General features: G+C 67.5%; 27 protein-coding genes. 12 read left to right on the forward strand and 15 right to left on the reverse strand.

Annotated features, from left to right (window positions below):
• Nucleotides 1–186, reverse strand: a 186-nt coding sequence (locus tag C996_RS14610) for a transposase (protein WP_026279326.1), incomplete at its 3' end; no start/stop codon positions are given.
• A gap of 26 nt (nucleotides 187–212) precedes the next feature.
• Between C996_RS14610 and C996_RS14885 the strand changes: the two genes are divergently transcribed.
• On the forward strand, nucleotides 213–506 hold the full coding sequence (locus C996_RS14885) for an RES domain-containing protein (protein ID WP_155985250.1): 294 nt from the start codon (nucleotides 213–215) through the stop codon (nucleotides 504–506).
• Nucleotides 507–528: 22 nt separating this feature from the next.
• On the opposite strand, the gene C996_RS0113210 is transcribed toward C996_RS14885, so the two are convergent.
• Nucleotides 529–975, reverse strand: coding sequence for a hydrogenase maturation protease (locus C996_RS0113210; protein ID WP_018867904.1), 447 nt, complete (start codon nucleotides 973–975; stop codon nucleotides 529–531).
• A 176-nt stretch (nucleotides 976–1,151) separates the two neighbouring features.
• Here C996_RS0113210 and C996_RS0113215 point away from each other — a divergent pair, with 176 nt between their 5' ends.
• Nucleotides 1,152–1,385, forward strand: a complete 234-nt coding sequence (locus C996_RS0113215) for an addiction module protein (protein WP_018867905.1) — start codon at nucleotides 1,152–1,154, stop codon at nucleotides 1,383–1,385.
• 42 nt (nucleotides 1,386–1,427) lie between these two features.
• Here C996_RS0113215 and C996_RS0113220 read toward each other — a convergent pair whose 3' ends face one another.
• From C996_RS0113220 to C996_RS0113250, 7 genes are read right to left on the reverse strand one after another with little or no spacing between them, the layout of a single operon-like run.
• Entirely contained in the window at nucleotides 1,428–1,730 is a 303-nt protein-coding gene (locus tag C996_RS0113220) for a hypothetical protein (RefSeq protein ID WP_018867906.1), read from the reverse strand.
• 1 nt (nucleotide 1,731) lies between these two features.
• Entirely contained in the window at nucleotides 1,732–2,004 is a 273-nt protein-coding gene (locus C996_RS0113225; RefSeq protein WP_018867907.1) for a BrnT family toxin, read from the reverse strand.
• A 59-nt stretch (nucleotides 2,005–2,063) separates the two neighbouring features.
• Nucleotides 2,064–3,362: a Ni/Fe hydrogenase subunit alpha gene (locus C996_RS0113230; protein WP_018867908.1), complete on the reverse strand. Its 1,299-nt coding sequence runs from the start codon at nucleotides 3,360–3,362 to the stop codon at nucleotides 2,064–2,066.
• Nucleotides 3,359–4,147: an oxidoreductase gene (locus C996_RS0113235; protein ID WP_018867909.1), complete on the reverse strand. Its 789-nt coding sequence runs from the start codon at nucleotides 4,145–4,147 to the stop codon at nucleotides 3,359–3,361. The genes C996_RS0113230 and C996_RS0113235 overlap by 4 nt, the downstream gene beginning before the upstream one ends.
• Entirely contained in the window at nucleotides 4,144–5,019 is an 876-nt protein-coding gene (locus C996_RS0113240) for an FAD/NAD(P)-binding protein (protein WP_018867910.1), read from the reverse strand. Before C996_RS0113240 ends, C996_RS0113235 begins: the two co-directional genes overlap by 4 nt.
• Complete coding sequence (locus C996_RS0113245) at nucleotides 5,009–5,482, reverse strand: cyclic nucleotide-binding domain-containing protein (protein WP_018867911.1); 474 nt, start codon at nucleotides 5,480–5,482, stop codon at nucleotides 5,009–5,011. The genes C996_RS0113240 and C996_RS0113245 overlap by 11 nt, the downstream gene beginning before the upstream one ends.
• Nucleotides 5,479–6,591, reverse strand: a complete 1,113-nt coding sequence (locus C996_RS0113250) for a sulfite reductase subunit A (protein WP_018867912.1) — start codon at nucleotides 6,589–6,591, stop codon at nucleotides 5,479–5,481. Before C996_RS0113250 ends, C996_RS0113245 begins: the two co-directional genes overlap by 4 nt.
• Nucleotides 6,592–6,775: 184 nt before the next feature.
• Between C996_RS0113250 and C996_RS0113255 the strand changes: the two genes are divergently transcribed.
• The 3 genes from C996_RS0113255 to C996_RS0113265 all read left to right on the forward strand — a co-directional run bounded on the left by C996_RS0113255 (nucleotide 6,776) and on the right by C996_RS0113265 (nucleotide 11,383).
• A complete protein-coding gene (locus C996_RS0113255; RefSeq protein WP_018867913.1) occupies nucleotides 6,776–8,113 on the forward strand; it encodes an acetyl-CoA carboxylase biotin carboxylase subunit family protein in 1,338 nt (445 codons plus the stop codon).
• A 26-nt stretch (nucleotides 8,114–8,139) separates the two neighbouring features.
• A complete protein-coding gene (locus C996_RS0113260) occupies nucleotides 8,140–10,137 on the forward strand; it encodes a CocE/NonD family hydrolase (protein ID WP_018867914.1) in 1,998 nt (665 codons plus the stop codon).
• A gap of 250 nt (nucleotides 10,138–10,387) precedes the next feature.
• Nucleotides 10,388–11,383 carry a 2-hydroxyacid dehydrogenase gene (locus tag C996_RS0113265; protein WP_018867915.1) on the forward strand — a complete coding sequence of 332 codons (996 nt, stop codon included), beginning with the start codon at nucleotides 10,388–10,390 and terminating at the stop codon, nucleotides 11,381–11,383.
• A gap of 40 nt (nucleotides 11,384–11,423) precedes the next feature.
• Here the strand turns inward: C996_RS0113265 and C996_RS0113270 are convergent, their stop codons facing one another.
• From C996_RS0113270 to C996_RS0113285, 4 genes are all read right to left on the reverse strand, one after another.
• On the reverse strand, nucleotides 11,424–12,383 hold the full coding sequence (locus tag C996_RS0113270; RefSeq protein ID WP_018878205.1) for an MBL fold metallo-hydrolase: 960 nt from the start codon (nucleotides 12,381–12,383) through the stop codon (nucleotides 11,424–11,426).
• A gap of 11 nt (nucleotides 12,384–12,394) precedes the next feature.
• On the reverse strand, nucleotides 12,395–13,747 hold the full coding sequence (chrA, locus tag C996_RS0113275; protein ID WP_018867917.1) for a chromate efflux transporter: 1,353 nt from the start codon (nucleotides 13,745–13,747) through the stop codon (nucleotides 12,395–12,397).
• Entirely contained in the window at nucleotides 13,744–14,715 is a 972-nt protein-coding gene (locus tag C996_RS0113280; RefSeq protein ID WP_018867918.1) for a chromate resistance protein ChrB domain-containing protein, read from the reverse strand. The genes chrA and C996_RS0113280 overlap by 4 nt, the downstream gene beginning before the upstream one ends.
• 106 nt (nucleotides 14,716–14,821) lie before the next feature.
• A complete protein-coding gene (locus C996_RS0113285) occupies nucleotides 14,822–15,835 on the reverse strand; it encodes a class 1 fructose-bisphosphatase (protein WP_018867919.1) in 1,014 nt (337 codons plus the stop codon).
• A 219-nt stretch (nucleotides 15,836–16,054) separates the two neighbouring features.
• Here C996_RS0113285 and C996_RS0113290 point away from each other — a divergent pair, with 219 nt between their 5' ends.
• Complete coding sequence (locus C996_RS0113290) at nucleotides 16,055–17,320, forward strand: 6-phosphofructokinase (RefSeq protein WP_018867920.1); 1,266 nt, start codon at nucleotides 16,055–16,057, stop codon at nucleotides 17,318–17,320.
• A gap of 9 nt (nucleotides 17,321–17,329) precedes the next feature.
• On the opposite strand, the gene C996_RS0113295 is transcribed toward C996_RS0113290, so the two are convergent.
• The gene (locus tag C996_RS0113295) at nucleotides 17,330–17,569 is read right to left on the reverse strand and encodes a GDCCVxC domain-containing (seleno)protein (RefSeq protein ID WP_018867921.1); all 240 of its coding nucleotides are present in this window, start codon (nucleotides 17,567–17,569) and stop codon (nucleotides 17,330–17,332) included.
• 154 nt (nucleotides 17,570–17,723) lie between these two features.
• On the opposite strand from C996_RS0113295, the gene C996_RS0113300 reads away from it, so the two are divergent.
• From C996_RS0113300 to C996_RS0113310, 3 genes are all read left to right on the forward strand, one after another.
• On the forward strand, nucleotides 17,724–18,161 hold the full coding sequence (locus C996_RS0113300) for a hypothetical protein (protein ID WP_018867922.1): 438 nt from the start codon (nucleotides 17,724–17,726) through the stop codon (nucleotides 18,159–18,161).
• Between the two features lie 108 nt (nucleotides 18,162–18,269).
• Entirely contained in the window at nucleotides 18,270–18,692 is a 423-nt protein-coding gene (locus tag C996_RS0113305; protein ID WP_018867923.1) for a PA2779 family protein, read from the forward strand.
• Nucleotides 18,693–18,759: 67 nt separating this feature from the next.
• Entirely contained in the window at nucleotides 18,760–19,737 is a 978-nt protein-coding gene (locus C996_RS0113310; RefSeq protein WP_051075169.1) for a PA2778 family cysteine peptidase, read from the forward strand.
• Between the two features lie 60 nt (nucleotides 19,738–19,797).
• Here C996_RS0113310 and C996_RS0113315 read toward each other — a convergent pair whose 3' ends face one another.
• Nucleotides 19,798–20,022, reverse strand: a complete 225-nt coding sequence (locus tag C996_RS0113315; protein WP_018867925.1) for a hypothetical protein — start codon at nucleotides 20,020–20,022, stop codon at nucleotides 19,798–19,800.
• 92 nt (nucleotides 20,023–20,114) lie between these two features.
• Here C996_RS0113315 and coaD point away from each other — a divergent pair, with 92 nt between their 5' ends.
• From coaD to ggt, 3 genes are read left to right on the forward strand one after another with little or no spacing between them, the layout of a single operon-like run.
• On the forward strand, nucleotides 20,115–20,603 hold the full coding sequence (coaD, locus tag C996_RS0113320; protein WP_018867926.1) for a pantetheine-phosphate adenylyltransferase: 489 nt from the start codon (nucleotides 20,115–20,117) through the stop codon (nucleotides 20,601–20,603).
• A 36-nt stretch (nucleotides 20,604–20,639) separates the two neighbouring features.
• Nucleotides 20,640–20,891 carry a YfhL family 4Fe-4S dicluster ferredoxin gene (locus C996_RS0113325; protein ID WP_017942992.1) on the forward strand — a complete coding sequence of 84 codons (252 nt, stop codon included), beginning with the start codon at nucleotides 20,640–20,642 and terminating at the stop codon, nucleotides 20,889–20,891.
• A gap of 8 nt (nucleotides 20,892–20,899) precedes the next feature.
• Nucleotides 20,900–22,612 carry a gamma-glutamyltransferase gene (ggt, locus tag C996_RS0113330; RefSeq protein ID WP_018867927.1) on the forward strand — a complete coding sequence of 571 codons (1,713 nt, stop codon included), beginning with the start codon at nucleotides 20,900–20,902 and terminating at the stop codon, nucleotides 22,610–22,612.
• The last annotated feature ends 70 nt before the right edge of the window (nucleotides 22,613–22,682 follow it).

Raw genomic sequence — 22,682 nt, forward strand, 5'->3', positions numbered from 1 at the left:
GGCCCGGTAACCCAGGCGGCCCTCGGTGCGCTCGCCCGGCGCCGCCTGGAGCTGGTCGCTCATCTCGGCCTCCAGGACCTGCTGGACCGCCTCGCGCACCAGCGTGCGCATCAGTTCCTCGTCTGTCCCCAAAAGCGCTCGCAGTGACGTGCGATCCGCAGTAGCCTGGCTCTTGTGAGTGGTCATGGTCTCGCCCTCCTTGAGGGGTTCAGGTGGTCGCTAACCAACCCGAATACCATGGCCGCTCACCTCCTGCCAGCTTCTGCACACAACTCAGCACACTACTTGCCGAAGCGCGACGAGCCGGTATCCAGGCCATCCGTTATGAATCTGTGCGCGACCCTCAGCGAGGCGCCAATCTGGCGCTCCTGGCCCCGGCAGTATTCACGCAGCCGGAACCTCTTACCCAGCAAACCTGGTATCTCTACCTGGGCGCCAGCGAAAGCAACTGCATCCGGGCCGGCCGAGATGAGTCCTTTACCTTCCCGGCCTCGTCCTCCGCCTGATCCGTCCCCCGTAGGATTCCGGTCAGCGAGAGGCGTCAGGCCGGGGCCCGGTGAGCTCCATTCGGATGTTCTCGAAAATCCGGACAATGGCAACTGAGATCTCGGGGGAGAGCCCTGCGCCATCCTCGAGGCGGGCGGGCTCGATGCCGTGGACGATGACGTGCTGGGGAAGCTCGCCCAGGGAGCGGGCGAGTTCGACGGCTTCGGCGAGGCCGATACCGTGGGAGGAGTAGCGCGCGCCGCGCGGCAGGGGCTCGCGGGCGTCCAGGCGGTGGAGGGTGCCGGGGGCGGCGCCGGTGACAATGGCATCGACCAGGATCACCGGGTCGTGGCCCTGCCACAGCTCCATCAGCTCAGCGGGTTCGCCGTGGCTTTTCGCGGTGGCGAGGCCTGCCGTGCCTTCGAGTGCATCGACTACCGCGTGGCCGATGCCGTCGTCGCCGCGCCAGGGGTTGCCGATACCGATCACTAGCGGGCCCTTTTCAGTACTCACGAGCTTTGTCCCGCGATGCGATTCGCTTGCCGGATCGGTTCCCAGCAAGAGTGATGGTCTCCGGCCAGCCCTGGGATGCCCAGGCTCGCTGGAACACGCTCCGGCACAGGCGTAACCTGAAAGACCACCACCCCTTGTGAACACTGTCAGACATGCCGGGCGACGACTTCGAAACGATTCTTGACCAGGCGCGAGCGCTCCCGGACTCGGAGCGTGCACGGCTGGTGCATGATCTTCTGGAGACCCTGGAGGGGGCGCCGGACACCGGCGTCGCCGCGGCCTGGGAGCAGGAGATTGCCCGCCGCCTTGCGCAGGTCGAGAGCGGGGACGCGGAAACCCTCTCGCGTGACGAACTGGATCGGCGTTTTCCGGGCCGCACTGGCTGAATATTTCAGTAGAACCGGAAACCAATCAGCACCGGTGTTCTCTCATCGCGTTTTCGCGTGGGACTTGCCGGTGGCGGCGTCTCTCAACCCGCCGGAAACGTACTTGTGCAGGATACTGGAGACCAGTGTCTGGTACGGGATACCTTCCTCGAGGGCTCGGCGCTGCAGGGCCTCCAGGTCCCGCCCGGAAATGCGGATGTTGATCCGCTTGTTTTTTCGGAAGGTCTCTTCAGCCGCGTGCGCAACGTATTCTCGACGCTCATCGTCCAGAGCCGATTCGAACTCGCCCGCCTCATAGGCATCGAGCAGTTCCTGCTCTTCCTGGCTCAGATTGGGCTTTCCCATGCTATCCCCTCAAATATTGTCGGGTGGCTTTGCGACTGGGAATTGCAGTCTTGAGAAAGAATTCCTTGTCGTTTTCAACATATGGCACCAACCATACGTAGGCATCAACCCGGACGACAAACATCCGCTGGTTCGGGTACTTCTCCCCGTTCGGGTGGACCACGTCGTCCAGCAGGCTGCCCGACTGAAGGGCGAAAACCACGTCCTCGAAGGATATGCCCCTTTCCGCCATCAACTTCTCGTTTTTCGCAGCGTCCCAGTTGATCTGCTTCATTCGTCGACTCTAGCAGGACGTGTGCCTATTGGCATCTTTTCCTCATTGAATCTTTGGGCTCACTGGCGGTCGACCGTGAGGTCGAGGAAGTGGGTGGCGCAGGAGATGCAGGGGTCGTAGTTGCGGATGGCGACCTCGCAGTGGTGGCGCAGTTCGTCGTCCGGCAGGTGGAGGTGGGTCTGCACCAGTTCGCGCAGGTCGGCCTCGATGGTGGGCTGGTTGACCGAGGTGGGCGGGACGATCTTGGCGTCGGTGATGATGCCCGCGTCGTCGATGCGGTAGCGGTGGTAGCAGATGCCGCGCGGGGCCTCGGTGGCGCCGAAGCCGGTGCCGGCGCGCGGGGTGACCGGCAGCGCGGGTTCGGCCGGTGCGGCCCGATAGCCGTCGACCAGGCGCAGGGCCTCCTCGAAGGCGAGCACGATCTCGATCATGCGCACCTGGATACTGCGGAACGGGTTGCGGCAGGCCGCGCCCAGCCCGGCGCGCTCGGCCAGCTCGGCGGCGCGCGGGGTGAGGCGCTCGCGGTTCAGCGCGAAGCGCGCCAGCGGACCCATGAAGACCGGTTCGCCGCTGTCGGAGCGGTGGCTGTGCAGGGCGTTGGAGTGGGCCACGTGCTCCTCGGTGAAGACGTCGTCGTACTCGCGGATGGCGGCGTCCAGGCCGCTGCTCGAGCCCAGCCGGCCGTGGGTGATCGGGTATTCGTCCGGGTGCACCAGCGACACGAACTCGTAGTCGCGTTCCAGGTTCGGGTAGTCGAGGGTGGCGAGGAACTCGGCCACCTCGCAGGACGCCTCCAGGCCCCAGGCCAGGTCCTCGCGCAGGCCGGCGACCTCGGCAGGCGTCGGCGTGCGGTAGAAGCCACCGACCCGCAGGTTGACCGGGTGGATCTCGCGCCCGCCCAAAAGGCGCAGGATGGCGTTGCCGATCTTCTTGATGCGCAGGCCGTTGCGCACCATGTCCGGGTGGTCCTTCGCGGCGGTGACCGCGTCGGGATAGCCAAGGAAGTCCGGCAGGTGGAGCATGAACACGTGCAGGGCGTGGCTCTCGATCCATTCGCCGCAGTAGGCCAGCCGGCGCAGGTCCTGCAGCACGCCGTCCACGGTCACGCCGCAGACGTCCTCCATCGCCAGCGAGGCGCCCAGCTGGTAGGCGATCGGGCAGATGCCGCAGATGCGCGCGGTGATGTCGGGCGCCTCGCGGAAGTCGCGTCCGCGCAGGAAGCCCTCGAAGAAGCGCGGGGCCTCGAAGATCGACAGCTTCACCTCCTCCACGCGGTCGCCCTCGGTGCGCACGTACATCGCGCCCTCGCCCTCCACGCGCGCGAGGTAGTCGACTTCGATGGTGCGGGTCTCGCTCATGGTCCGTTTCCTGATTCTTCGCGCTCGCTCTCCTCGCGGAAGGCGTCGGCGCCGGCATTGAAGGTGCGGTAGAAGCGCACGCGGGTGGCGCGCTCCATGCCGAGGGCCTCCAGCTGCCCGGACAGACCGGGCGCGTTGGGCGTCTCCTTGGGGCCGAAGCAGCCGTAGCAGCCGCGGTGGCAGCCGGGGCACAGCGCGCCGCAGCCGGCGTGGGTGACCGGGCCGAGGCAGGGCGTGCCGTGGGCGACCATCACGCAGACCTGCCCCGCCCGCTTGCACTCCTCGCAGACGCTGGCGCTGGAGACCTGCGGGCGGCGGCCGTAGAGGAAGGCGCTGATGACCTCCAGCAGCTGGTACTTGTCGATCGGGCAGCCGCGCAGCTCGAAGTCCACCGGCACGTGCTGGCTGATCGCATCCGAGGTGGCCAGGGTCTCGATGTATTCCGGGTGGGCGTAGACCTGACGGGTGAACGCCTCGACATCGGCGAAGTTGCGCAGGGCCTGGATGCCGCCGGCGGTGGCGCAGGCGCCGATGGTGACCAGGAACTTCGACGCGCGGCGGATCTCGCGGATCTCTTCGGCCGCCTCCGGCGTGGTGATCGAGCCCTCCACCAGCGTCAGGTCCCAGGGCCCGTCGATGCGGGTGCGGGTGGCCTCGGGGAAGTGCGCGATCTGGATCCGGTCGGTCACCGCCAGCAGCTCGTCCTCGCAGTCCAGCAGCGAGAGCTGGCAGCCGTCGCAGGAGGCGAACTTGAATACGGCGAGGGTAGGTTGTTCCCGTCTCATAGTTCGCGTATCCGGAAGGCCGGTTCCATCACCGGGTAGGGGAACACGGGGCCGTCGCGGCAGACGAAATGCGCCCCGATCTGGCAGTGCCCGCAAAAGCCCACCGCGCAGCGCATGTTGCGCTCCATGGAGACGTAGATGTCTTCCGGCTTCAGGCCACGGCGCTCCAGCGAGGACGCGGTGAAGCGCATCATCACCTCCGGGCCGCAGGTCATCGCCAGTGTGTTGCGCCGGTCGAAGCCGCCACGATCGACCAGCTGGGTGACCACGCCGACATCGCCGCGCCAGGCGGCCGTGCCACGATCCACGGTGATGCGCAGATCGATGTCGTCGCGCGCGCCCCAGGCCTCCAGCTCGTCACGAAAGATCATGTCACCGGGCGAGCGGGCGCCGTAACAGATCACCACATGGCCAAAGTCGTCGCGCCGTTCCAGCGCCGCATGGATCACCGGACGCAGCGGGGCCAGACCGATGCCGCCGGCGACCAGCACCAGGTCGCGCCCGCGCGCCTGTTCCAGCGGCCAGGCCGTGCCGAACGGCCCGCGCAGGCCAACCACCGCACTGGCCTCCAGATCCTGCATCGCGCGGGTCACGCTGCCCACCGCGCGGGTGGTGTGCACGATGCCGCTGTCCTCGGTGATGGCGGAGACCGAGATCGGCACCTCGCCCACGCCGAACAGGTAGAGCATGTTGAACTGCCCGGGGGTCGGCAGCGGCCCCGGGTCGACTCCCGGTTCGGGGTACAGCGTCCAGCTGAACACCTCGTTGCTGGCGACATCCGGCCGCACCGAATGGATGCGCCAGGGCTGCGGCGCCATCGCCTGTTCCGGCAGGTCACTGTCGGCGCGGGGCTGCAGGGTCTCAGGTGCCATGCCCGGGCCCTCCGTGGCTGTAGATGTCCAGCGCCTGCAGCCGCGCGGCCTGCAGGCGCTGGACGATCAGCGCGGCGAAGTGCTTCATCAGGGTATAGCCAAGCGCCGGGTCGGCCTCCATGCGCTCGCGCAGCACGCCGGCGTCGAAGCGCAGGGTGTGCAAGTCGGTGGTCGCGCGGGCGTCGTAGCTCGCGCGGTACGGCGGCAGCAGCCAGGACCAGCCGAGGATGTCGCCGGGGCCCAGGGTCATAAAGGGTACATTGCCCTCGCGCAGGCGACCCTCCAGCGCCACTTGGCCCTCGCGGATCAGCCAGAAGGTCTCGGTGGGTTCGTGGTCGCGCATCAGGATGGCCCCGGCCGCGTAGCTGCGTTCGGCCGCGCAGGCCGCCAGCAGGCGCCGGTGCCGTTCGTCCATGTCTTCGAAGAACGGCTGTTCCTCAAGGATGGCCAGCAGCTCCTTCATCCCCGGCCCTCCGGGTCGCGGCGCACGGCGGTCACCTCCTCGGTGATGTCGATCCCCACCGGGCACCAGGTGATGCAGCGTCCGCAGCCGACACAGCCGGAGGTGTCGAACTGATCGTGCCAGGTGGCCAGTTTGTGGGTGATCCACTGGCGGTAGCGCGCGGCTACCGAGTCGCGGTGGGCGCCGCCGACCAGGTGCGAGTGTTCCTGGTTGAAGCAGGAGTCCCAGCGCCGCAGGCGCTCGGTGCGCAGACCTTCCAGATCGGGCACCTCCTCGACCTGGGAACAGAAACAGGTGGGGCAGACCAGGGTGCAGTTGGAGCAGGACAGGCAGCGCTCGGCGGTCTCCTCCCAGCGCGGGTGCTCGAAGGCCCGGTTCAGCACCTCGCGCGCGTCGCCGGGCATCTGCCGTCCCATCTTTTCCGGGGCCTCGGCCCACACCTGTTCGGCCGCGGCCTGCTCGGCGTCCGTGGCCGGGCGCGGCTCCAGCCGCTCGAACATCGCGCGCCCCGCCTCGCTCCCCGCCTCGATGACCAGGAAATGCTGCGTGGCATCGATCACCTCGGTCAGGGCCAGGTCGAAGCCCTCGCGGGCGCGCGGTCCGGTATCCATCGAGGCGCAGAAGCACGTGGCGCCGGGCTCGGCGCAGTGGGCCGCGACCATGAACACGTCCCGACGCCGCGCTGCATAGCCGCGGTCCTGCACCGTCTGGCCGAGGAACACCCGGTCCTGCACGCCGATCGCCGCCAGCTCGCAGGCACGCATGCCGATGAACGCACGCGGCGACGCGTCGGATTCGCCCGGCTCGGTGGTGAAGCTGCCGTCCGCCTGGCGGGTCAGCCGGAACAGGGTCTCCTGCGGGGGAAACAGGTATTTCTTCCAGGAGTGCGGACCGACCACGTAGCCGAACAGGGCCGCGTCGTCACGCTCGCGCAGGCGGTAGTGACCGGGGGCGTGCTCGTCCCCCCAGCCCGCCGGCAGGTCATCCAGGCCTTGCACGCGGTCGTAGACGATCGCCCCGTCGCGCCGCGTCGGACCCACCACCTCGTAGCCATCACTGGCCAGCAGGCGGATGAGCGTATCCACGGCTTTTGGCGAGATCACGTCCATCGGCGACTCCCGGTCAGTGGCTCCGAACGGCAGGCAAGCACGCCCCGCCGACCCGGGTGCCACTCATATTGCGCCAGGTGCCGACCATGATCCAGCGCGTGACGGACTGGAAATAGCCCCGATACGTGCCACACTCCGGGAAAGGCGTGATGCGATCTTGACGGCCGGTGGCCCGGAGGTGGCAGTGGCGATTTCGGGGGCGCCGGTGAAGCGCAACATCTTTGTGGTCGGTCTGGATGACTTTCATCTGGCCCAGCTCCGGACCCTGCACGCAGCGGAGGACTATGCCTTCCACGCGCTCTTCACGCGCGCGGACGTCAAGCCCTGTGCCCGGTTTCCGATCCAACGGATACTGACCGAGGGTCGCGAACGGTTGCAGCGGTTTCCCGGCACGGTGGATGCCGTGGTCGGATTCTGGGACTTCCCGGTGAGCACGATCCTGCCCATCCTGCGCCAGGCCGCGGACCTGCCGGGGCCGACCCTTGAAAGCGTGCTGAAGTGCGAGCACAAGTACTGGAGCCGGCTGGAACAGGCCCGCGTGGTGCCCGAAAACATCCCGGCCTTCTGCGCGGTCAACCCGTTTTCCAGCGATCCCCTGCGCGAGGTCACGCTGGCCTTTCCGTTCTGGATCAAGCCGGTTAAGTCGGTTCTCTCCTATCTCGGCTTTCGTATCGGCGATGCGGATGACTTCCGGCGTGCCATGCAGCGGATCCGCCGGGAGATCGATCACTTTGGCGGACCCTTCAACCATGTCCTGGGGCACGCGACGTTGCCTCCGGAGGTGGCCGGAATCGACGGCAACCACTGCATTGTCGAGGCCCTGATATCGGAGGGGCGTCAGTGCACCCTGGAGGGGTATGCCTGGCAGGGCGAGGTCCGGATCTATGGTGCGGTCGACTCCCTGCGCGAGGGTGCGGCCGGCTCGTCGTTCTCGCGCTACCAGTATCCGTCGACCTTGCCGGAGGGCGTGCAGACGCGCATGGGCGAGATCGCCGCCCGCGTGATCCACCAGGTGGGCTATGACTGCGCCCCGTTCAACGTGGAGTTCTACTGGGACGAGGCCACAGACCGGATCTGGCTGCTGGAGATTAATACACGGATCTCCAAGTCCCACGCCCCGCTGTTCCGTATGGTCGATGGCTGCTACCACCACCAGGTGATGATCGACCTCGGACTGGGCCGCGAGCCCGCCATGCCGCATCGCCAGGGGGAATTCGCGTGTGCGGCCAAGTTCATGGTGCGCCGGCATCAGGATGCGCGGGTCGTGCGGGTTCCGACGGCATCCGAGATCGCGGCCGTCGAGGCCGAGTTCCCGGGACTGGTCATTCAGGTCGAGGTCGAGGAGGGCATGCGGCTGTCGGAGCTATGCTGGCAGGACAGCTATTCCTACGAGGTGGCGACACTGTTTCTGGGAGCTGCGAACCACACCGACCTGGAACGAACCTACGTGCGCGTCATGGAGCGACTGCCCATGGCATTCGAGCCCGTCACGCCCCACCGTGAGGAGAACGTGCCGACGTGAGAACAGTCACCGACCTTCCCTGCCCCGTGGCAATCGAGGAATACATCCCGATCCCGCTGTCCGACGGTACGCACCTGGCCGCCCGACTGTGGCGCCCCGAGGGCGCCGAACAGCGGCCCGCCCCCGCAATCCTGGAATACATCCCGTATCGCCGGCGCGACTCGACCCGCCTGCGCGACGACGCGATCCACCACTACTTCGCCGGTCACGGCTACGCCTGTCTGCGGGTGGACCTGCGCGGATCGGGCGACTCCGAGGGGGTACTGGAGGACGAGTACCTGCAGCAGGAGCTCGACGACGGCGTGGAGGTCCTGCGCTGGATGGGCGAGCAGCCCTGGTGCAATGGCAGCGTCGGCATGATCGGCATCTCCTGGGGCGGCTTCAACGGCCTGCAGATCGCGGCATTGCAACCGCCGGAGCTGAAGGCGGTGGTCAGCGTCTGTTCCACCGATGACCGCTACGCCGACGATGTCCACCACATGGGTGGCTGCCTGCTGGGCGACAATCTGTCCTGGGCCTCGACCATGTTCGCCTACAACTCCCTGCCCCCCGATCCGGAGATCGTGGGCGAGCGCTGGCGCGAGATGTGGTTCCAGCGCCTGGAGGGCAGCGGGCTGTGGCTGGAGAAGTGGCTGCGCCACCAGCGCCGCGACGACTACTGGAAGCACGGTTCGATCTGCGAGGACTGGTCCGCCGTGCAGATCCCGGTGATGGCCGTCAGCGGCTGGGCCGATGGCTACTCCAACGCCGTGTTCCGCCTGCTGGCCAACCTCCAGGCACCCCGCCTGGGCCTGGTCGGCCCCTGGAGCCACAAATACCCGCATCAGGGCGTGCCCGGCCCGGCGATCGGCTTCCTGCAGGAGTGCCTGCGCTGGTGGGATCACTGGCTGAAGGGCGTCGACAACGGGATCATGGACGAGCCGATGCTGCGTGCCTGGATCCAGGACAGCGTCCCGCCGACCACTCGCTACGAGGAACGCCCGGGGCGCTGGGTGGGCGAACCCTGCTGGCCCTCGAAGAACGTCGAGATGGAGCCATTGACCCTGGCCTGGCCGGGGCGGCTGGAACACGCGTCGGCCGCGTCTCCGGAGCGCGAGATGACGCTGCAGTCACCGCTGAGCGTGGGACTTTTTGCCGGTAAGTGGTGCTCGTATGCAGCGACACCCGACCTGCCGCACGACCAGCGCGAAGAGGACGGGGGTGCCCTGGTATTCACCAGTGCCCCACTGGAGGAGTCGCTGGAGATCCTGGGTGCCGCAGTGCTGGAATTGCAGCTAAGGGTCGACCGGCCCGTCGCCATGGTGGCGGCGCGGCTGTCCGACGTGGCGGCCGACGACAAGGCCACCCGTGTCACCTACGGGCTGCTGAACCTGACCCACCGCGAAGGCGCGGAGACCCCGCAGCCGCTGGAACCCGACACAACCTACCGGGTCCGGATCAAGTTCAACGACGTGGCCCAGCAATTCCCGGCGGGGCACCGTATCCGATTGTCGCTGTCCACGTCGTATTTCCCGCTGGCATGGCCGGCGCCGCAGCCCGTGCGGCTGCGGATCATAGCGGGGGCAAGCCGTCTGCTCCTGCCACGACGGGGGCGGCGGGAAGAGCTGGACGCCGGCATCGCCTTTCCGCCACCCGAGGGTGGTCCACCCTCGACGTCCGTCCACCAGCTGACCCCCCAGCAGCACAACTGGCGCGTGATCCGCGACCTGGCCGAGGACGAATCGACCCTCGCGGTTACCAATGACGCGGGGACCGTCCAGCTGGATGACCTGAATCTGGAGATGCAGCGCAAGGCGCTGGAGTGGTACAGCTACCGCGGCGACGACTTCAACTCCGCGCGCGGGGAAACCCTCTGGGAACGTGGCTTCCGGCGCGGCGACTGGGAAGTGCGCACGGTGACCCGTACGGTCCTCACCTCGACCCCCACCGAGTTCCAGATCCATGCACAGCTGGATGCGTACGAGGGTGAACGCAGGGTATATGCCCGCAACTGGGATGTCCGGATCCCCCGCGACCTCGTCTGAACTAGCCAGCTTGAACCCCGGGAAAGAGCACGGGGTCAGTGGAAAGCACCCTGCAGTGGCAGTAGGGGTGTAGGCGGCTTGTGTGGCGACCACATGCCGGAATCGCTACCGGAGCGTTTGCCACACGCAGTAGCGAACTCGCTACGTGTGGCTCGAAACCGAGTGTGGCCATCCCGACTCGCGAGCCAATCAGGGTGTAACCTTTCCCGGTTATGCTGGAGTTTGGCCCAACCACTGTCCGGGGGATGCGATGAAGGTCGCCGTCTTCAGTACCCAGCAGCATGATCGCGAGCACCTGATACCGGCTCTGGTGGCCGCCGAATTGGTGCCGGTGGTGTACGCCGAGCGCCTGACTGCGGAGACGGCGCACCTGGCCCGGGGTGCGGATGCGGTCTGCGTGTTCACCAACGACGACCTGCACCGCCGGGTGATTGACGGGCTGGCGGATCAGGGCATCCACGTGATCGCGCTGCGCTGCTCCGGGTACGACAATCTGGATGTGGCGCGGGCCCGCGAGCGCGGCGTGCGCGTGGGGCGGGTTCCGGCCTACTCCCCGAACGCGATCGCGGAGCATGCCGTCGCCCTGTTGATGACGCTGAACCGCCGGGTGCACCGGGCCTGGGAGCGGACCCGACGCGGCGATTTCCGGCTCGACCATCTGACGGGCTTTGATCTCGTCGGGCGTACCGTGGGTGTGGTGGGCACCGGGCGGATCGGCCAGGCCTTCGCGCGGATCATGCTCGGCTTTGGCTGCCGGGTGCTCGCGCACGACCCGTACCCGAATGCGGAGCTGCAGGCCGCGGGGGTGGAGTATCAGGACCTGGACACGCTGCTGGCCGCGTCCTCGGTGGTGAGCCTGAGCTGCCCGATGACACCGGAGAACCGGCACATGATCAATGCCGACACCCTGGCGCGAATGCCGCGAGGGGCCTTTCTGATCAATACGGCGCGCGGGGCGCTGGTGGATACCGATGCCGCCGAGGTCGCACTGGACTCGGGTCAGCTGGGCGGATTCGCACTGGATGTCTACGAGGCCGAGGCGGGGCTGTTCTTCCACGACTGGTCGCTGGCCGGTCTTCCGGACCGGCGCCTGGCGCGGCTAATGCAGCGCGACGATGTGCTGGTCACCGGCCACCAGGCCTTCCTGACCCACGAGGCGCTGACCAACATCGCCGACACCACCGTGGCCAACCTGACCACCCTGCACCAAAACCCGGACGCGCAACCCGAAGGCCGCGTGGTTTAGGGACCCCGGGTGGGCGCCGGGCGAAATGCAGCCGGGGCGGTCAGAACAGGGCTAGTTCGGCCTCCTGATAGGCGATATTCGTGTTGCGCGGCGCCAGGTCGTCGAAGTCGGCCAGGTCCTGCCAGGGCGAGTCGTCAAAGGCGCGGATTGCGGACTGCATATCGGTGCCCATGTCTGCCGCTTCGAACATGTGGTCCCACAGCGCGCGCAGGTAGTCGTGGGTCGGGTGGTCGAAGGTCGACAAGGCCCCCGGTTCACCGTGTCCCGGGATAAATTTCGCATCCGCGTATTCATCCTGCAGGAGTTCGTAGGCCTGCAGCCAGCCCTCCATGCTGCCGTCGGGAAGGATGGCCAGGAGGCGACCGCCATAGAGCACGTCGCCGGCAAATACGACGTTGTCGGGCTCGACCACCGCGATCAGGCTGCCGTGGGTGTGGGCGCTGCCCACGTGGCGAACGGCCAGGGTGACGCCGCCCAGGTCCAGTTCCTTGCGATCCTCGACCATTACGTTTGGCGGTTCCGGGTGCTCGGTGGAGCCTTCCGGCCGATCCAGCGCGTTCTCGAGCTGCATGGCGAACATCGAGGCGCTGCCCTGCATGCGGTCGGCGGCCCCGGGCGCGGCCAGGATGTCGGCGCCGGCCTCGCGGAAGACGTCATTGCCCATAAAGCGGTGTGGCTGCGAGTTGGTGTTGATCACGTAGCGCACCGGCTTGTCCGTCGTGGCGCGGATATGCTCCAGCATCTCTTTGGCCATCTCCGGGGTGTGGCCGGAATCGATCACGGCCACGGCGTCTTCGCCGACCACATAGCCGAGGTTCATGCGAAACCCCTGGTTCTCGGTGTCCGGCCCGCCGTACGGCCCGATCCAGGCGTGGGCATGGTCCGAGACAGCTTCGGGTTCCGGCAGGATGGGCGCCTCCTTGGCCGCGAGCATCGGGCTTAGAACAAAAGCCGCCAGGGCCAGAACAAGCAGGGCCCTGTTGCGTGTGTTTTTCAGCATGTCACGTACTCCTAGAGCAGAAGCTGATACCCGGCGCCCAGAGCGGCACAGACAGCGATCAGCGGGATAATCCCGACCCGGAAGCGGGCCAGGGCGATTAAGGCGGCGATGCCCAGCAGGGCGGAGAACCATTCGAAGGCCCCTTCGAACCCGTCCGGCCACAGGACGTGCCAGGTAAAGAAGACGGCAAGGTTCACGATCACCCCGACCACAGCGGCGGTGATGCCCGTCAGCGGGCCGGTAAAGTGCAGGTCCCCGCGGGTGCGCTCGACCAGCGGTGCCCCGACCAGGATGAACAGGAACGACGGCAGGAAGGTAAAGAACGTCGCGACCAGCGCACCCAGCAGGGCGGCCAGCACGATCTGATCCGGCCCGAGAAAGGCCTGCGTCCAGCCACCGATGAAGCCGACGAAGGTCACCACCATGATCAGCGGGCCGGGCGTGGATTCGCCCAGGGCCAGGCCGTCGATCATCTGCGTCGGACTCAGCCAGCCATAGGTCTCCACCCCGCCCTGGTATACGTAAGGCAGTACTGCATACGCCCCGCCGAAGGTGACCAGCGCAGTCTGAGTGAAGAACTGCCCCATGCGGGTCAGCGTGGCGTCCCAGCCGAACACCGCGAGCAGGGCGCCGAACACGGCAGCCCACAGGCCCAGGCCCACCACCAGAAAGCGGACCACCCGCGACCAGCGAAACTGCATCCAGGGGGCGGGTGGCGTGTCGTCGTCCACCACCGCCGGGCCACGGGACTCGACACTGCCGGCCCCGTGCGATTCGCCGCTCTGGAAGCGCTCTGGCCAGACGCGGCTGCCCAGCCAGCCGAGGATACCCGCCGTGATGATGATGTACGGGAACGGGATGTTGAGCGCGAATATCGCCAGGAAGGCCGCAATGGCCATCAGCCACAGCAGGCCATTGTTGAGTACCCGTCCGCCGATGCGCCAGCCCGCGTAGACGATGATCGCGACCACCGCCGGCTTGATGCCATAGAACACGGCCTCCACCGCCGGTACATCGCCAAAGGCCAGGTACACCCAGGACAAACCGATCATCAGGAACAGCGAAGGCAGGATGAACAGCAGCCCGGCCATCAGACCGCCGAAGGTCCCGTGCAGCAGCCAGCCGAGATAGGTCGCCAGCTGCTGCGCCTCGGGACCCGGCAGCACCATCGTGTAGTTCAGCGCATGCAGGAAGCGGTTCTCGGAGACCCAGCGGCGCCGCTCCACCAGCTCCTCGTGCATCATCCCGATCTGCCCGGCGGCACCGCCAAAGCTGATGAAGCCGAGTTTAAGCCAGTAGCGAAAGGCCTCGGTCCGGGTGGGAGGGTCGGGTCGTTGGGTCGCGGAGTGTCGGGGATCGGTCATTCGGTGTTGTGTCCGGATTGTTGTTCATAGGCCTGGCGGAGGTCGTGCAGCACCGGGGTCACGCGGGCCAGCAGGGCGTCGTCGTCCGCGCACTGCTGTTTGGCCCCGGTCAGGATGCTTTCGAAGCCCGCCGCCTCGGGGATGGGGCGCCCCCCCACGTCCAGGAAGTGCACCATCTCGGCCAGTCCGGCCAGACCGCTGTGGCGCTCCAGACCGAAGGCGGCCAGCAGGACCTCGAAGGTGACGCGGTCGCCAACGTGGGTGAAGGCGGCCCCGTCGAAGTCGAAGCCCAGGGCCTCGGGCGGGCAGTCGGCCGGGGTGGGAATCCAGACGAAGTGGGCTTCCGGGTCGATGAATTCGCGGATCAGCCAGGCACTGGCGACCCGGTCCACCCACATGGCCGCGCGCGTGGCCCATAGCCGGCCCCGGTAGTCCGCCGGGTCCAGGCGGGGGATTCCGGAATCCGGCGCGGGCGATGGTTCGTCCGGCGAGAGCATCGACTGGGCTGCGGCTTCGAGCCGGGCCAGCTGGGCCTCCAGCGGGCCGCGTCCGGGGCCCGGGAAGTAATCGGTGCGGCGCAGCTGCTCCGCCTCGCGATGGACCTGGCGCAGGCGCTTGAGCAGTTCGGCCTCGCCCAGTCCGGGCAGCTGGCCCAGCAGGGTCTCGGCGTTGGTCTGCAGCGTACGGTACTCGGCCTCGCGATCGAACAGGCTGCGGTAGTGCGCCTGCTCCTCGGCGCTGGCCGCCACCGGCAGGTGGTAGGCCTGGTTGCCCGCCGCCCGTGCGGATTCCGCCAGTTCCAGCAGAGCGTCGCGCAGATCCGGGCGATTGGGCAGCAGGTAGACGCCGTCGCGCAGCGTGGCGGAGCCCAGCGCCTTCAGCGCGCGCCAGAGCCGGACCCGGGTCGAGTCCTGCCCGCTCTGAAAGGCGAGGATGAGTAGTTGCCAGTCGGTATCCGGAGAAGCCATGTTACATGTATATCAACAATGTAATGATCGTTACAAATTTCGTCGGACAGGCACAAAAAAGCCCGGCGCCTTGCGGGGCCGGGCTTGCGCTGCCGGGGCGTGGCGATCAGCCCTCGTTGTGGTAGCCGGTGATGCGCTCCACTTCGTTCTTCGCGCCCAGGACCACCGGTACGCGCTGGTGGATGCCCTCGGGGCTGATGTCCATGATGCGCTCGCGGCCGGTGGTGGCGGCGCCGCCGGCCTGCTCGATGATGAAGCTCATCGGGTTGGCCTCGTACATCAGGCGCAGCTTGCCGGCCGTGCCCTTGGCCTGCATCTTCGTGTCCATCGGGTACAGGAACACACCACCACGCGACAGGATGCGGTGCACTTCGGCCACCATGGAGGCGACCCAGCGCATGTTGAAGTCCTTGCCGCGCTCGCCTTCCTTGCCGGCCAGACATTCGTCGATGTAGCGCTTGACCGGGGCCTCCCAGAAGCGGCTGTTGGACATGTTGATCGCGAACTCCTGGGTGTCTTCCGGGATCTGCACGCTGTCCTTGGTCAGCAGGAATTCGCCGAAGTCCTTGTCCAGGGTGAACATCTTCACGCCCTGGCCGGTGGTCATCACCATCATGGTGGACGGGCCGTACAGGCAGTAGCCGGCGGCGACCTGCTTGGTGCCCGGCTGCAGGAAGTCCTCGGTCTTGGGATCGGTGACGCCTTCCGGGGCCTTCAGGATGGAGAAGATCGTGCCGACCGAAACGTTCACATCGATGTTCGAGGAACCGTCCAGCGGATCGAACAGCACCAGGTAGTGGCCGCGCGGCTCGTTGGCCGGCATCTCGCAGATCTCGTCCATCTCCTCGGAGGCCAGGCCGGCGGCGTGGCCGTTGTGGCTCAGGCTCTCGATGAACACCTCGTTGGTGATGATGTCGAGCTTCTTCTGCGTCTCGCCCTGCACGTTCTCGGAGCCGGCGGAGCCGAGCACGCCGACCAGATCACCCTTGTCGACGAGGTCGGAGATCTTCTTGCACGCCACGGAGATGTCGTTCAGCAGACCGGTGAATTCGCCGGTCGCGCCCTGGATGCCGCGCTGGGTTTCGATAATGCAGTTGGTCAGAGTGGTACCGATATGCATGATGCAATCCTGATGCTGTTGTGAATCGGGCGACACGGCGCGAAATGGGGCACAGCAGCCCCGTCGCGGGGCGAACGGCCCCGGCGCGCCGGGTGTCAAAGGCGGCATAGTGTAGCAAAAGCACCCGGAGTGGCCGATCCACGGTACTGATCGTGGCGTGATCGGCCTGGCACTGTGTTTGCTCGGCCTTCGGGAACCAACAGGAAATGGAGGATTCGCATGCCGCAGAACGCGCTGTACGCCCAGTCGGGCGGAGTCACTGCCGTCATCAACGCCAGCGCCTGGGGGGTGATCGAGGCGGTGCGCGCCCACCCGGCCCATTTCGGCAAGATCTATGCGGCGCGCGACGGCATCCTGGGTGTGCTGCGCGAAGAGATCATCGACCTCGACCAGGAGGACCCGCTGACCCTCGCCGCCCTGCGCCATACGCCGGGCGGTGCGTTCGGTTCCTGCCGCTTCGATCTGGGTGACCCCGACAAGGACCCGCAACAATACGAGCGCCTGGTCGAGGTCTTCCGCGCCCATGACATCGGCACCTTCTTCTACAACGGCGGTGGCGGCTCCATGGATACCGCCTTGAAGATCGCAAAGATGGGCGAGCGCATGGGCTTTCCGATCAAGGCGATCGGCGTGCCCAAGACGATCGACAACGACCTGGCCGTGACCGACTCCAGCCCGGGGTTCGGCTCGGCCGCCAAGTTCATCGCCACGGCAGTGCGCGAGGCCAGCCTGGACGTCGAGTCCATGCACACCAGTTCCACCAAGGTGTTCGTGATGGAGGTGATGGGTCGGCATGCCGGCTGGCTGGCGGCCGCCGCGGCGCTGGCGCAGGAGTTCGACGGTCAGCCGCCAATGCTGATCCTGTTCGCCGAGGTCCCGTTCGACCAGGACGACTTTCTGGAGCACCTTAACCGGACCATCGAGCGCCACGGCTACTGCGTGGTGGTCGTCTCCGAGGGCATCAAGAACCCGGACGGGGAGTTGTTCTCGGTCGCGCAGAGTCACGACGTGTACGCCTATACCCAACTCGGCGGTGCCGCCCCGCGCCTGGCCGAACTGATCCGCGAGAAGACCGGCCACAAGCTGCACTGGGCCGTGGTGGACTATATCCAGCGCGCCTCGCGCCATATCGCATCGAAGGTGGACGTGGAGCAGGCCTATGCCTGCGGGCGCGCGGCGGTGGAGGGGGTGGTGGCCAGCGAGGACGCCTTCATGCCGATCATTCGCCGGGACTCCAACCAGCCGTACCGCTGGAGCATCGGCTTTACCCCGCTGGAGACCGTCGCGGACATCGAGCAGGGCATGCCGCGCAACTACATCACCCCGGATGGCTACGGCATCACCCAGGCCGCGCGCGACTACCTGCGCCCGCTGATACAGGGCGAGGATGCCCCGCCATTCGAACGGGGCCTGCCCTGCTACCCGCGCATCCGCGGCGAGCTGTTGCCAAAACGCTGCCCGCCATTCGACGTGAAGACCGAGTAGATACGCGGACTACGGACCCGAAGGCCTCCCGGGGGTACAGCAAGCACCGGGGCCCTCCTGCTGGATCGGCGGACAGGGCACGGACCCGTAGGAACAGAAGACGCAGCAATCCCCCGGCAACGGCCTCAGCAGGGCACCGCAGCCGGTGCACTCATAGAACCACTGGCAGGCATCGGTGGGCATCGTCTCGGTCTTCTGATGGCCGCACTCCGGGCAGGTCAGGGTCGAGTCGGGGATGATCTCGTTCATATGCGTTTCAGGTCGGTTTGCGAGGATGGGATGCAAGATCCAGGCGGGCAGGCGAAAAACCCCGCCGGACAACCGGGATCGGCACAAAACGGGCGGTTCCGGAGTCTACAGCACTGCAAGCCCGCGCAAGACGGGCGCCAACACCGGATACCGGATGGAGGAAACGATGTACACGCGAATCCTGAACCGCACGTTTGCCCTGTCGGCCGCTAGCGTCCTGGCCGCCGCATTCCTGGCGCCAGGCCAGGTCGCCGCGCAGGGCGCCTATTTCGCGCCGGCCGATGGCTCGCCGGACGAGGTCACCTTCGAGTACCGCATGCGCGAATACGGCTGTGCCAACGTGCGCGGCCAATGGCGGGCGACCAACAACACCGACGACTGGCTGGAGGTGCGCGTCACCAAGACCGCCTACAACTGCCCCGGCGAGTTGGAGGACGATGTCCGCACGACCACCCGCCTGTGGCGCACCCTCGGTCCGGGCGAGACCCAAGAACGCACGCGTGACAACTCGGTGTGCGGTGGGGCCTGGGCGCGCGGGGTCGAGGTCCTGGAGTACGAGATCAACGTGGTTGACGCCCCCGACGAAAGCTGAGGCCTGTGATTCCGGCCGCGATTTTTCTTCGCGGCCGGTTCCCTTGCGCCGTGGGCGCGCTACACTCGTAAGCGTTATGCACCCCGTCCCCATTCGAGGAGTCTGTCCATGCGCGTCCCTTCGTTTCGCCAAGTCCTGTCCGCCCCTGCGGCCTTCCTGGTCGCGCTGACGCTGACCCTGCTGCCCGCCACCCCGGCCTTCGCCGGCGTGGGCATGCTCGACACCGGCAGCATGATCCAGCAGGCCAGCGCGGATGACACCCGCGCCCAGTTGCTGGAACAGCTCAATGACGCCGAGGTCCGTGCCCAATTGATCGAGATGGGGGTCGACCCCGAACGGGCCGAGCAGCGCGTGGCGCGTCTGACCGACGAGGAACTCGCCCGCCTGGAGGCGCACATGGAGACCGACCCGGCCGGCGCCGCCAGCGCCCTTGGTGTGGTCGCCATCGTGTTCGTGGTGTTCGTGATCCTCGATGCGGTCGGCGTGACCGACATCTTCTCGTTCGTGGGTCCGGCGCGCGCCAACCGCTGACGCGGTCATGGCATCGTGGAACCGACGGCGAGCCTCCGGGCTCGCCGTTCTTGTGTTCGGCCTGGTGATGGGCGCATTCGCCCTGGGCGGTTGCGCCACCGCGCCGCAGAGCGCGAGCCTGGCGAGTGAACGCCCGGCCGACCTGCCGACCCGCGTGGAACTGACGGACACGCCCTTCTTCCCGCAGGAGCAATACCAGTGCGGCCCCGCCGCCCTGGCCACGGCCCTGAACGCCCGCGGCATCGACGCCGCGCTGGACGACCTGATCGAGGAGGTCTACCTCCCCGGCCGCGAGGGCAGTCTCCAGGCCGAGATGCGCGCGGCGGTGCGGGCCCGCGACCAGGTCGCCTACCGCATCGAGCCGCAACTGGAAACCGTCCTGCGCGAAGTGGCCGCCGGCAACCCGGTGGTGGTGTTCCAGAACCTCGGCGTGGCCCTGATCCCGGAATGGCACTTCGCGGTGGTGATCGGCTATGACCTGGAAGATCGCGAGATCTTCCTGCGCAGCGGCCCCATCCAGCGCCATGTGAACTCGTTTGCCCGCTTCGAGCGGACCTGGGCCCGCGGGGAACGCTGGGCCTTCCTGGTGATGGCACCGGACACCCTGCCGGCAACGGCCACGCCCCTGCGCTGGCTGCGAGCGGTCAACGAGCTGGAGCAGACCGGACGCCTCGCGGCGGCCGCCACTGGCTATGAAACGGCGATGGAGCGCTGGCCCGACGAGGCCATCCCCTATGTGGGCCGGGCCAACGTGGCGTTTGCCCAGGGCGACCTGACCACGGCCGAGGACGCCCTGCGGAACCTCGTGGAGCGTGATCCGGCGCGTCACGAAGGGTGGAACAACCTGGCGCATGTACTGATCGCCCGCGAGTGCGGTGAGCAAGCGCGCGAGGCGGCAAGCTGTGCGGCCGGTCTGGCGGGGCCGGGCAGCTACGCTCGCACCCTCGGTGCGGCGGCGGATGCGCCGGACACGGGGGCCGAATGCCGCGCCCTGCCGCCTTGTGCCGCGACGATGGACTCCGCGGCTTTACCGGAGCGCCATTAGGCAGGTGCACGCTTGCGCGGGGCACGCCGGTCCTCTCCGGCCGGGGCGTGTGCGGCGCGCCTACTTGCGCTTCTCGAGCGTCTGTTCAGCGTGCTTGAGGACCAGGCCCAGGTTCTGTTTCTCGACGTCCGTGACCTGCGGGTCTTCCTTCACGGCGTGGCGCAGGTGTTCCACCAGTTGCGCCAGTTCGTCGCGCGAGATCTGGTGAAAATTGAAGCCGCCACCGTAGCGGGACTCGAGCTGATCCCAGTATTCGGCAAGCGGAGGGCGGTAGTCGTCACTCATGGGGCATTCCCTGGTTGCGGTGCGGCGGGCGCATTTTGTCTGCTTGCGGTGCTTGGGGTCTAATGGGGGCTTTCCCGGCCGGCCTTTCGCCCATGTCCGTTACCGCTATCTACCCCGGCACCTTCGATCCCATCACGCATGGTCACACCGATATCGTGCGCCGGGCCGCCCGCCTGTTCGATCGCGTGGTGATCGCGGTGGCCGCCAATCCCAACAAGGGCCCGGCCTTCCCGCTGGAGACGCGCGTGGCCCTGGCCCGCGAGGCCGTGGGCGAAATCCCCGGCGTCGAGGTGCAGGGGTTCAACGTACTGCTGGCGCATTTTGTCCACGCCCAGCGCGCCAACGTGATCCTGCGCGGTTTGCGGGCGGTGTCCGACTTCGAACACGAATTCCAGCTGGCGGCGATGAACCGCCAGCTGGCGCCGGAGGTCGAAACCCTGTTCCTGACACCGGCCGAGGAATACAGCTTCGTCTCCTCGAGTCTGGTACGGGAAATCGCCCGTCTGGGTGGCGACGTCTCAAAATTCGTGAGCCCCGGCGTGGCGCGCATGCTGGCCGAACAAAACGGCCTGGAGCGCTAGCGGCCGGGCCCTGCGACTGGATACGAGGATTGGCCCATGGCCCTGATGATCACCGACGAATGCATCAACTGCGATGTCTGCGAGCCCGAGTGCCCGAACGAGGCCATCTACCCGGGTGACGAGATCTACGAGATCGACCCCAATCTGTGCACGGAATGTGTCGGGCACTTCGACGAGCCGCAGTGCCAGGATGTCTGCCCGGTCGACTGCATCCCGCTGGACCCGGATCACAAGGAGACCCGCGAACAGCTCCAGGCCAAGTATGAAGCCCTGATGGCCGCGAAGTAGGCAACCTCGTGGACTGGCATCGACCCCTCCTGCGCGGCGCCGTCCTTGTCACCCTGGCACTGGCCGCCCCGCTGGCCTGGGCCGGACCCGGGCAGCATGCGGTGGCCACTGCCCACCCCGCGGCCAGCGAGGCCGGCGAGGCCGTGCTGCGCGACGGCGGCAATGCCTTCGACGCCGCCGTGGCCATCACCGCCGCGCTGGGCGTGGCCGAACCCTATGGCTCCGGCCTCGGGGGCGGCGGGTTCTTCCTGCTGTACGAGGCCGACTCGAACCGCAGCGTGATGGTCGACGCTCGCGAGACCGCCCCGGCCGCGGCGCATCGCGACATGTATCTGGATGCGGAAGGCGAGGTGGTCGATGGACTGTCACTCGACGGCGTGCTGGCGGCGGGCATCCCCGGCATGCCGGCCGGCCTCGATCACATCGCGCGGAACTACGGGCGTCTGTCGCTGGCGGACAGCCTGGCCCCGGCGATCCGTCTGGCCGAAGACGGTGTCCCCGTCAGCGGTCGCTATCGGCAGATGGCGGGGTTCCGCCACCAGGCCCTGCGCGACGGGGCAGACGCGCGCGGCATCTACCTGGACGACGGCCAGCTGCCGGACGAAGGGACGCCCCTGCGCCAGCCGGATCTGGCCGCAACCCTGCGGCGCCTGGCGGACGCCGGCCGCGACGGGTTCTATACCGGCGAACTGGCCGAGCAGCTGGTCGCGGGGGTGCGCGAGGCGGGCGGGATCTGGACGCTGGACGACCTCGCCGGTTACGCGGTGGTCGAGCGCGACCCGATCCGACTCGACTACCGCGGGGCCGAGATCACCACGGCATCCCCGCCATCCTCCGGGGGGGTGGCACTGGGGCAGATCCTGAACATCCTTTCATTCTATGACCTCGAGGCACTGGCGCCGGACATGCGCGCCCATCTGACCATCGAGGCCATGCGCCGCGCGTACCGCGACCGCGCCGAGTATCTGGGCGATCCGGATCACGTCGAGATGCCGCTGGAGCGGCTGCTGTCGCGCGACTACGCCGCCGGGCTGCGCGCCACCATCCATCCGGACACGGCCACCCCCAGCCGCTACCTGCCGCTGTCGGTGGATCCGAAGGCCGACCACCCGGAGGCCGCCGCCACCGAGAGCCGCCAGACGACGCATTTCTCCGTGATCGATGCCGAGGGCAACCGCGTCGCGGCCACCCTGACCCTCAACTACCCCTTCGGCGCCGGCTATGTGGTGCCCGGCACCGGTGTGCTCCTGAACAACGAGATGGACGACTTCTCGGCGAAACCGGGCGAGCCCAACGCCTACGGCCTGGTCGGCTTCGAGGCCAACGCCATCGCCCCGCAGCGCCGGCCGCTGTCGAGCATGAGCCCGACCTTCGTCGACACCGGCGAGCGGGTGGCGATCCTGGGGACGCCCGGGGGCAGCCGTATCATCACCATGGTGCTGCACGGCATCCTCGGGGTGCTCGAGGGACAGTCCATCGAGGATGTGGTGGCGGCTCCGCGCTATCACCACCAGTACCTGCCGGACCGGGTCGAGCACGAGACCGGCGCCTTTGATGCCGAGTTGCGCGGCCAGCTGGTCGCGCGCGGGCACCAGCTGGTGCCTCAGGTCCGCCCGTTCGGCGACATGCACGCCATTCTGTGGGAGCCCGAGGCCGACCGTCTGGAGGCCGCCTCCGACCCGCGCGGTGAGGGCGAGGCGCGCGTCTTTCAGCCCCGGTAACCCTCATTGTGGAAGGAACGCGGCGGTCGCGGGGTACCCCGAGAGCTCGCCACGTCGCTGTGCGACTCGC

Origin of the sequence: Thioalkalivibrio sp. ALE25, assembly GCF_000377285.1 — a bacterium.
In the GTDB taxonomy this organism is placed as follows: domain Bacteria; phylum Pseudomonadota; class Gammaproteobacteria; order Ectothiorhodospirales; family Ectothiorhodospiraceae; genus Thioalkalivibrio.

What these genes read in the sequence shown, in the direction of transcription:
- C996_RS0113290 (WP_018867920.1), top strand. Translation starts at nt 16,055, where the DNA reads ATGCCGCAGAACGCGCTGTACGCCCAGTCGGGCGGAGTCACTGCCGTC.
- C996_RS0113280 (WP_018867918.1), bottom strand. Translation starts at nt 14,715, where the DNA reads ATGGCTTCTCCGGATACCGACTGGCAACTACTCATCCTCGCCTTTCAG.
- C996_RS0113300 (WP_018867922.1), top strand. Translation starts at nt 17,724, where the DNA reads ATGGAGGAAACGATGTACACGCGAATCCTGAACCGCACGTTTGCCCTG.
- C996_RS0113305 (WP_018867923.1), top strand. Translation starts at nt 18,270, where the DNA reads ATGCGCGTCCCTTCGTTTCGCCAAGTCCTGTCCGCCCCTGCGGCCTTC.
- C996_RS0113240 (WP_018867910.1), bottom strand. Translation starts at nt 5,019, where the DNA reads ATGGCACCTGAGACCCTGCAGCCCCGCGCCGACAGTGACCTGCCGGAA.
- C996_RS0113230 (WP_018867908.1), bottom strand. Translation starts at nt 3,362, where the DNA reads ATGAGCGAGACCCGCACCATCGAAGTCGACTACCTCGCGCGCGTGGAG.
- C996_RS0113270 (WP_018878205.1), bottom strand. Translation starts at nt 12,383, where the DNA reads ATGCTGAAAAACACACGCAACAGGGCCCTGCTTGTTCTGGCCCTGGCG.
- C996_RS0113310 (WP_051075169.1), top strand. Translation starts at nt 18,760, where the DNA reads ATGGGCGCATTCGCCCTGGGCGGTTGCGCCACCGCGCCGCAGAGCGCG.
- chrA (WP_018867917.1), bottom strand. Translation starts at nt 13,747, where the DNA reads ATGACCGATCCCCGACACTCCGCGACCCAACGACCCGACCCTCCCACC.
- C996_RS0113245 (WP_018867911.1), bottom strand. Translation starts at nt 5,482, where the DNA reads ATGAAGGAGCTGCTGGCCATCCTTGAGGAACAGCCGTTCTTCGAAGAC.
- C996_RS0113250 (WP_018867912.1), bottom strand. Translation starts at nt 6,591, where the DNA reads ATGGACGTGATCTCGCCAAAAGCCGTGGATACGCTCATCCGCCTGCTG.
- C996_RS0113220 (WP_018867906.1), bottom strand. Translation starts at nt 1,730, where the DNA reads ATGGGAAAGCCCAATCTGAGCCAGGAAGAGCAGGAACTGCTCGATGCC.
- C996_RS0113315 (WP_018867925.1), bottom strand. Translation starts at nt 20,022, where the DNA reads ATGAGTGACGACTACCGCCCTCCGCTTGCCGAATACTGGGATCAGCTC.
- C996_RS0113225 (WP_018867907.1), bottom strand. Translation starts at nt 2,004, where the DNA reads ATGAAGCAGATCAACTGGGACGCTGCGAAAAACGAGAAGTTGATGGCG.
- C996_RS0113295 (WP_018867921.1), bottom strand. Translation starts at nt 17,569, where the DNA reads ATGAACGAGATCATCCCCGACTCGACCCTGACCTGCCCGGAGTGCGGC.
- C996_RS0113285 (WP_018867919.1), bottom strand. Translation starts at nt 15,835, where the DNA reads ATGCATATCGGTACCACTCTGACCAACTGCATTATCGAAACCCAGCGC.
- C996_RS0113325 (WP_017942992.1), top strand. Translation starts at nt 20,640, where the DNA reads ATGGCCCTGATGATCACCGACGAATGCATCAACTGCGATGTCTGCGAG.
- C996_RS0113215 (WP_018867905.1), top strand. Translation starts at nt 1,152, where the DNA reads ATGCCGGGCGACGACTTCGAAACGATTCTTGACCAGGCGCGAGCGCTC.
- C996_RS0113265 (WP_018867915.1), top strand. Translation starts at nt 10,388, where the DNA reads ATGAAGGTCGCCGTCTTCAGTACCCAGCAGCATGATCGCGAGCACCTG.
- coaD (WP_018867926.1), top strand. Translation starts at nt 20,115, where the DNA reads ATGTCCGTTACCGCTATCTACCCCGGCACCTTCGATCCCATCACGCAT.
- C996_RS0113235 (WP_018867909.1), bottom strand. Translation starts at nt 4,147, where the DNA reads ATGAGACGGGAACAACCTACCCTCGCCGTATTCAAGTTCGCCTCCTGC.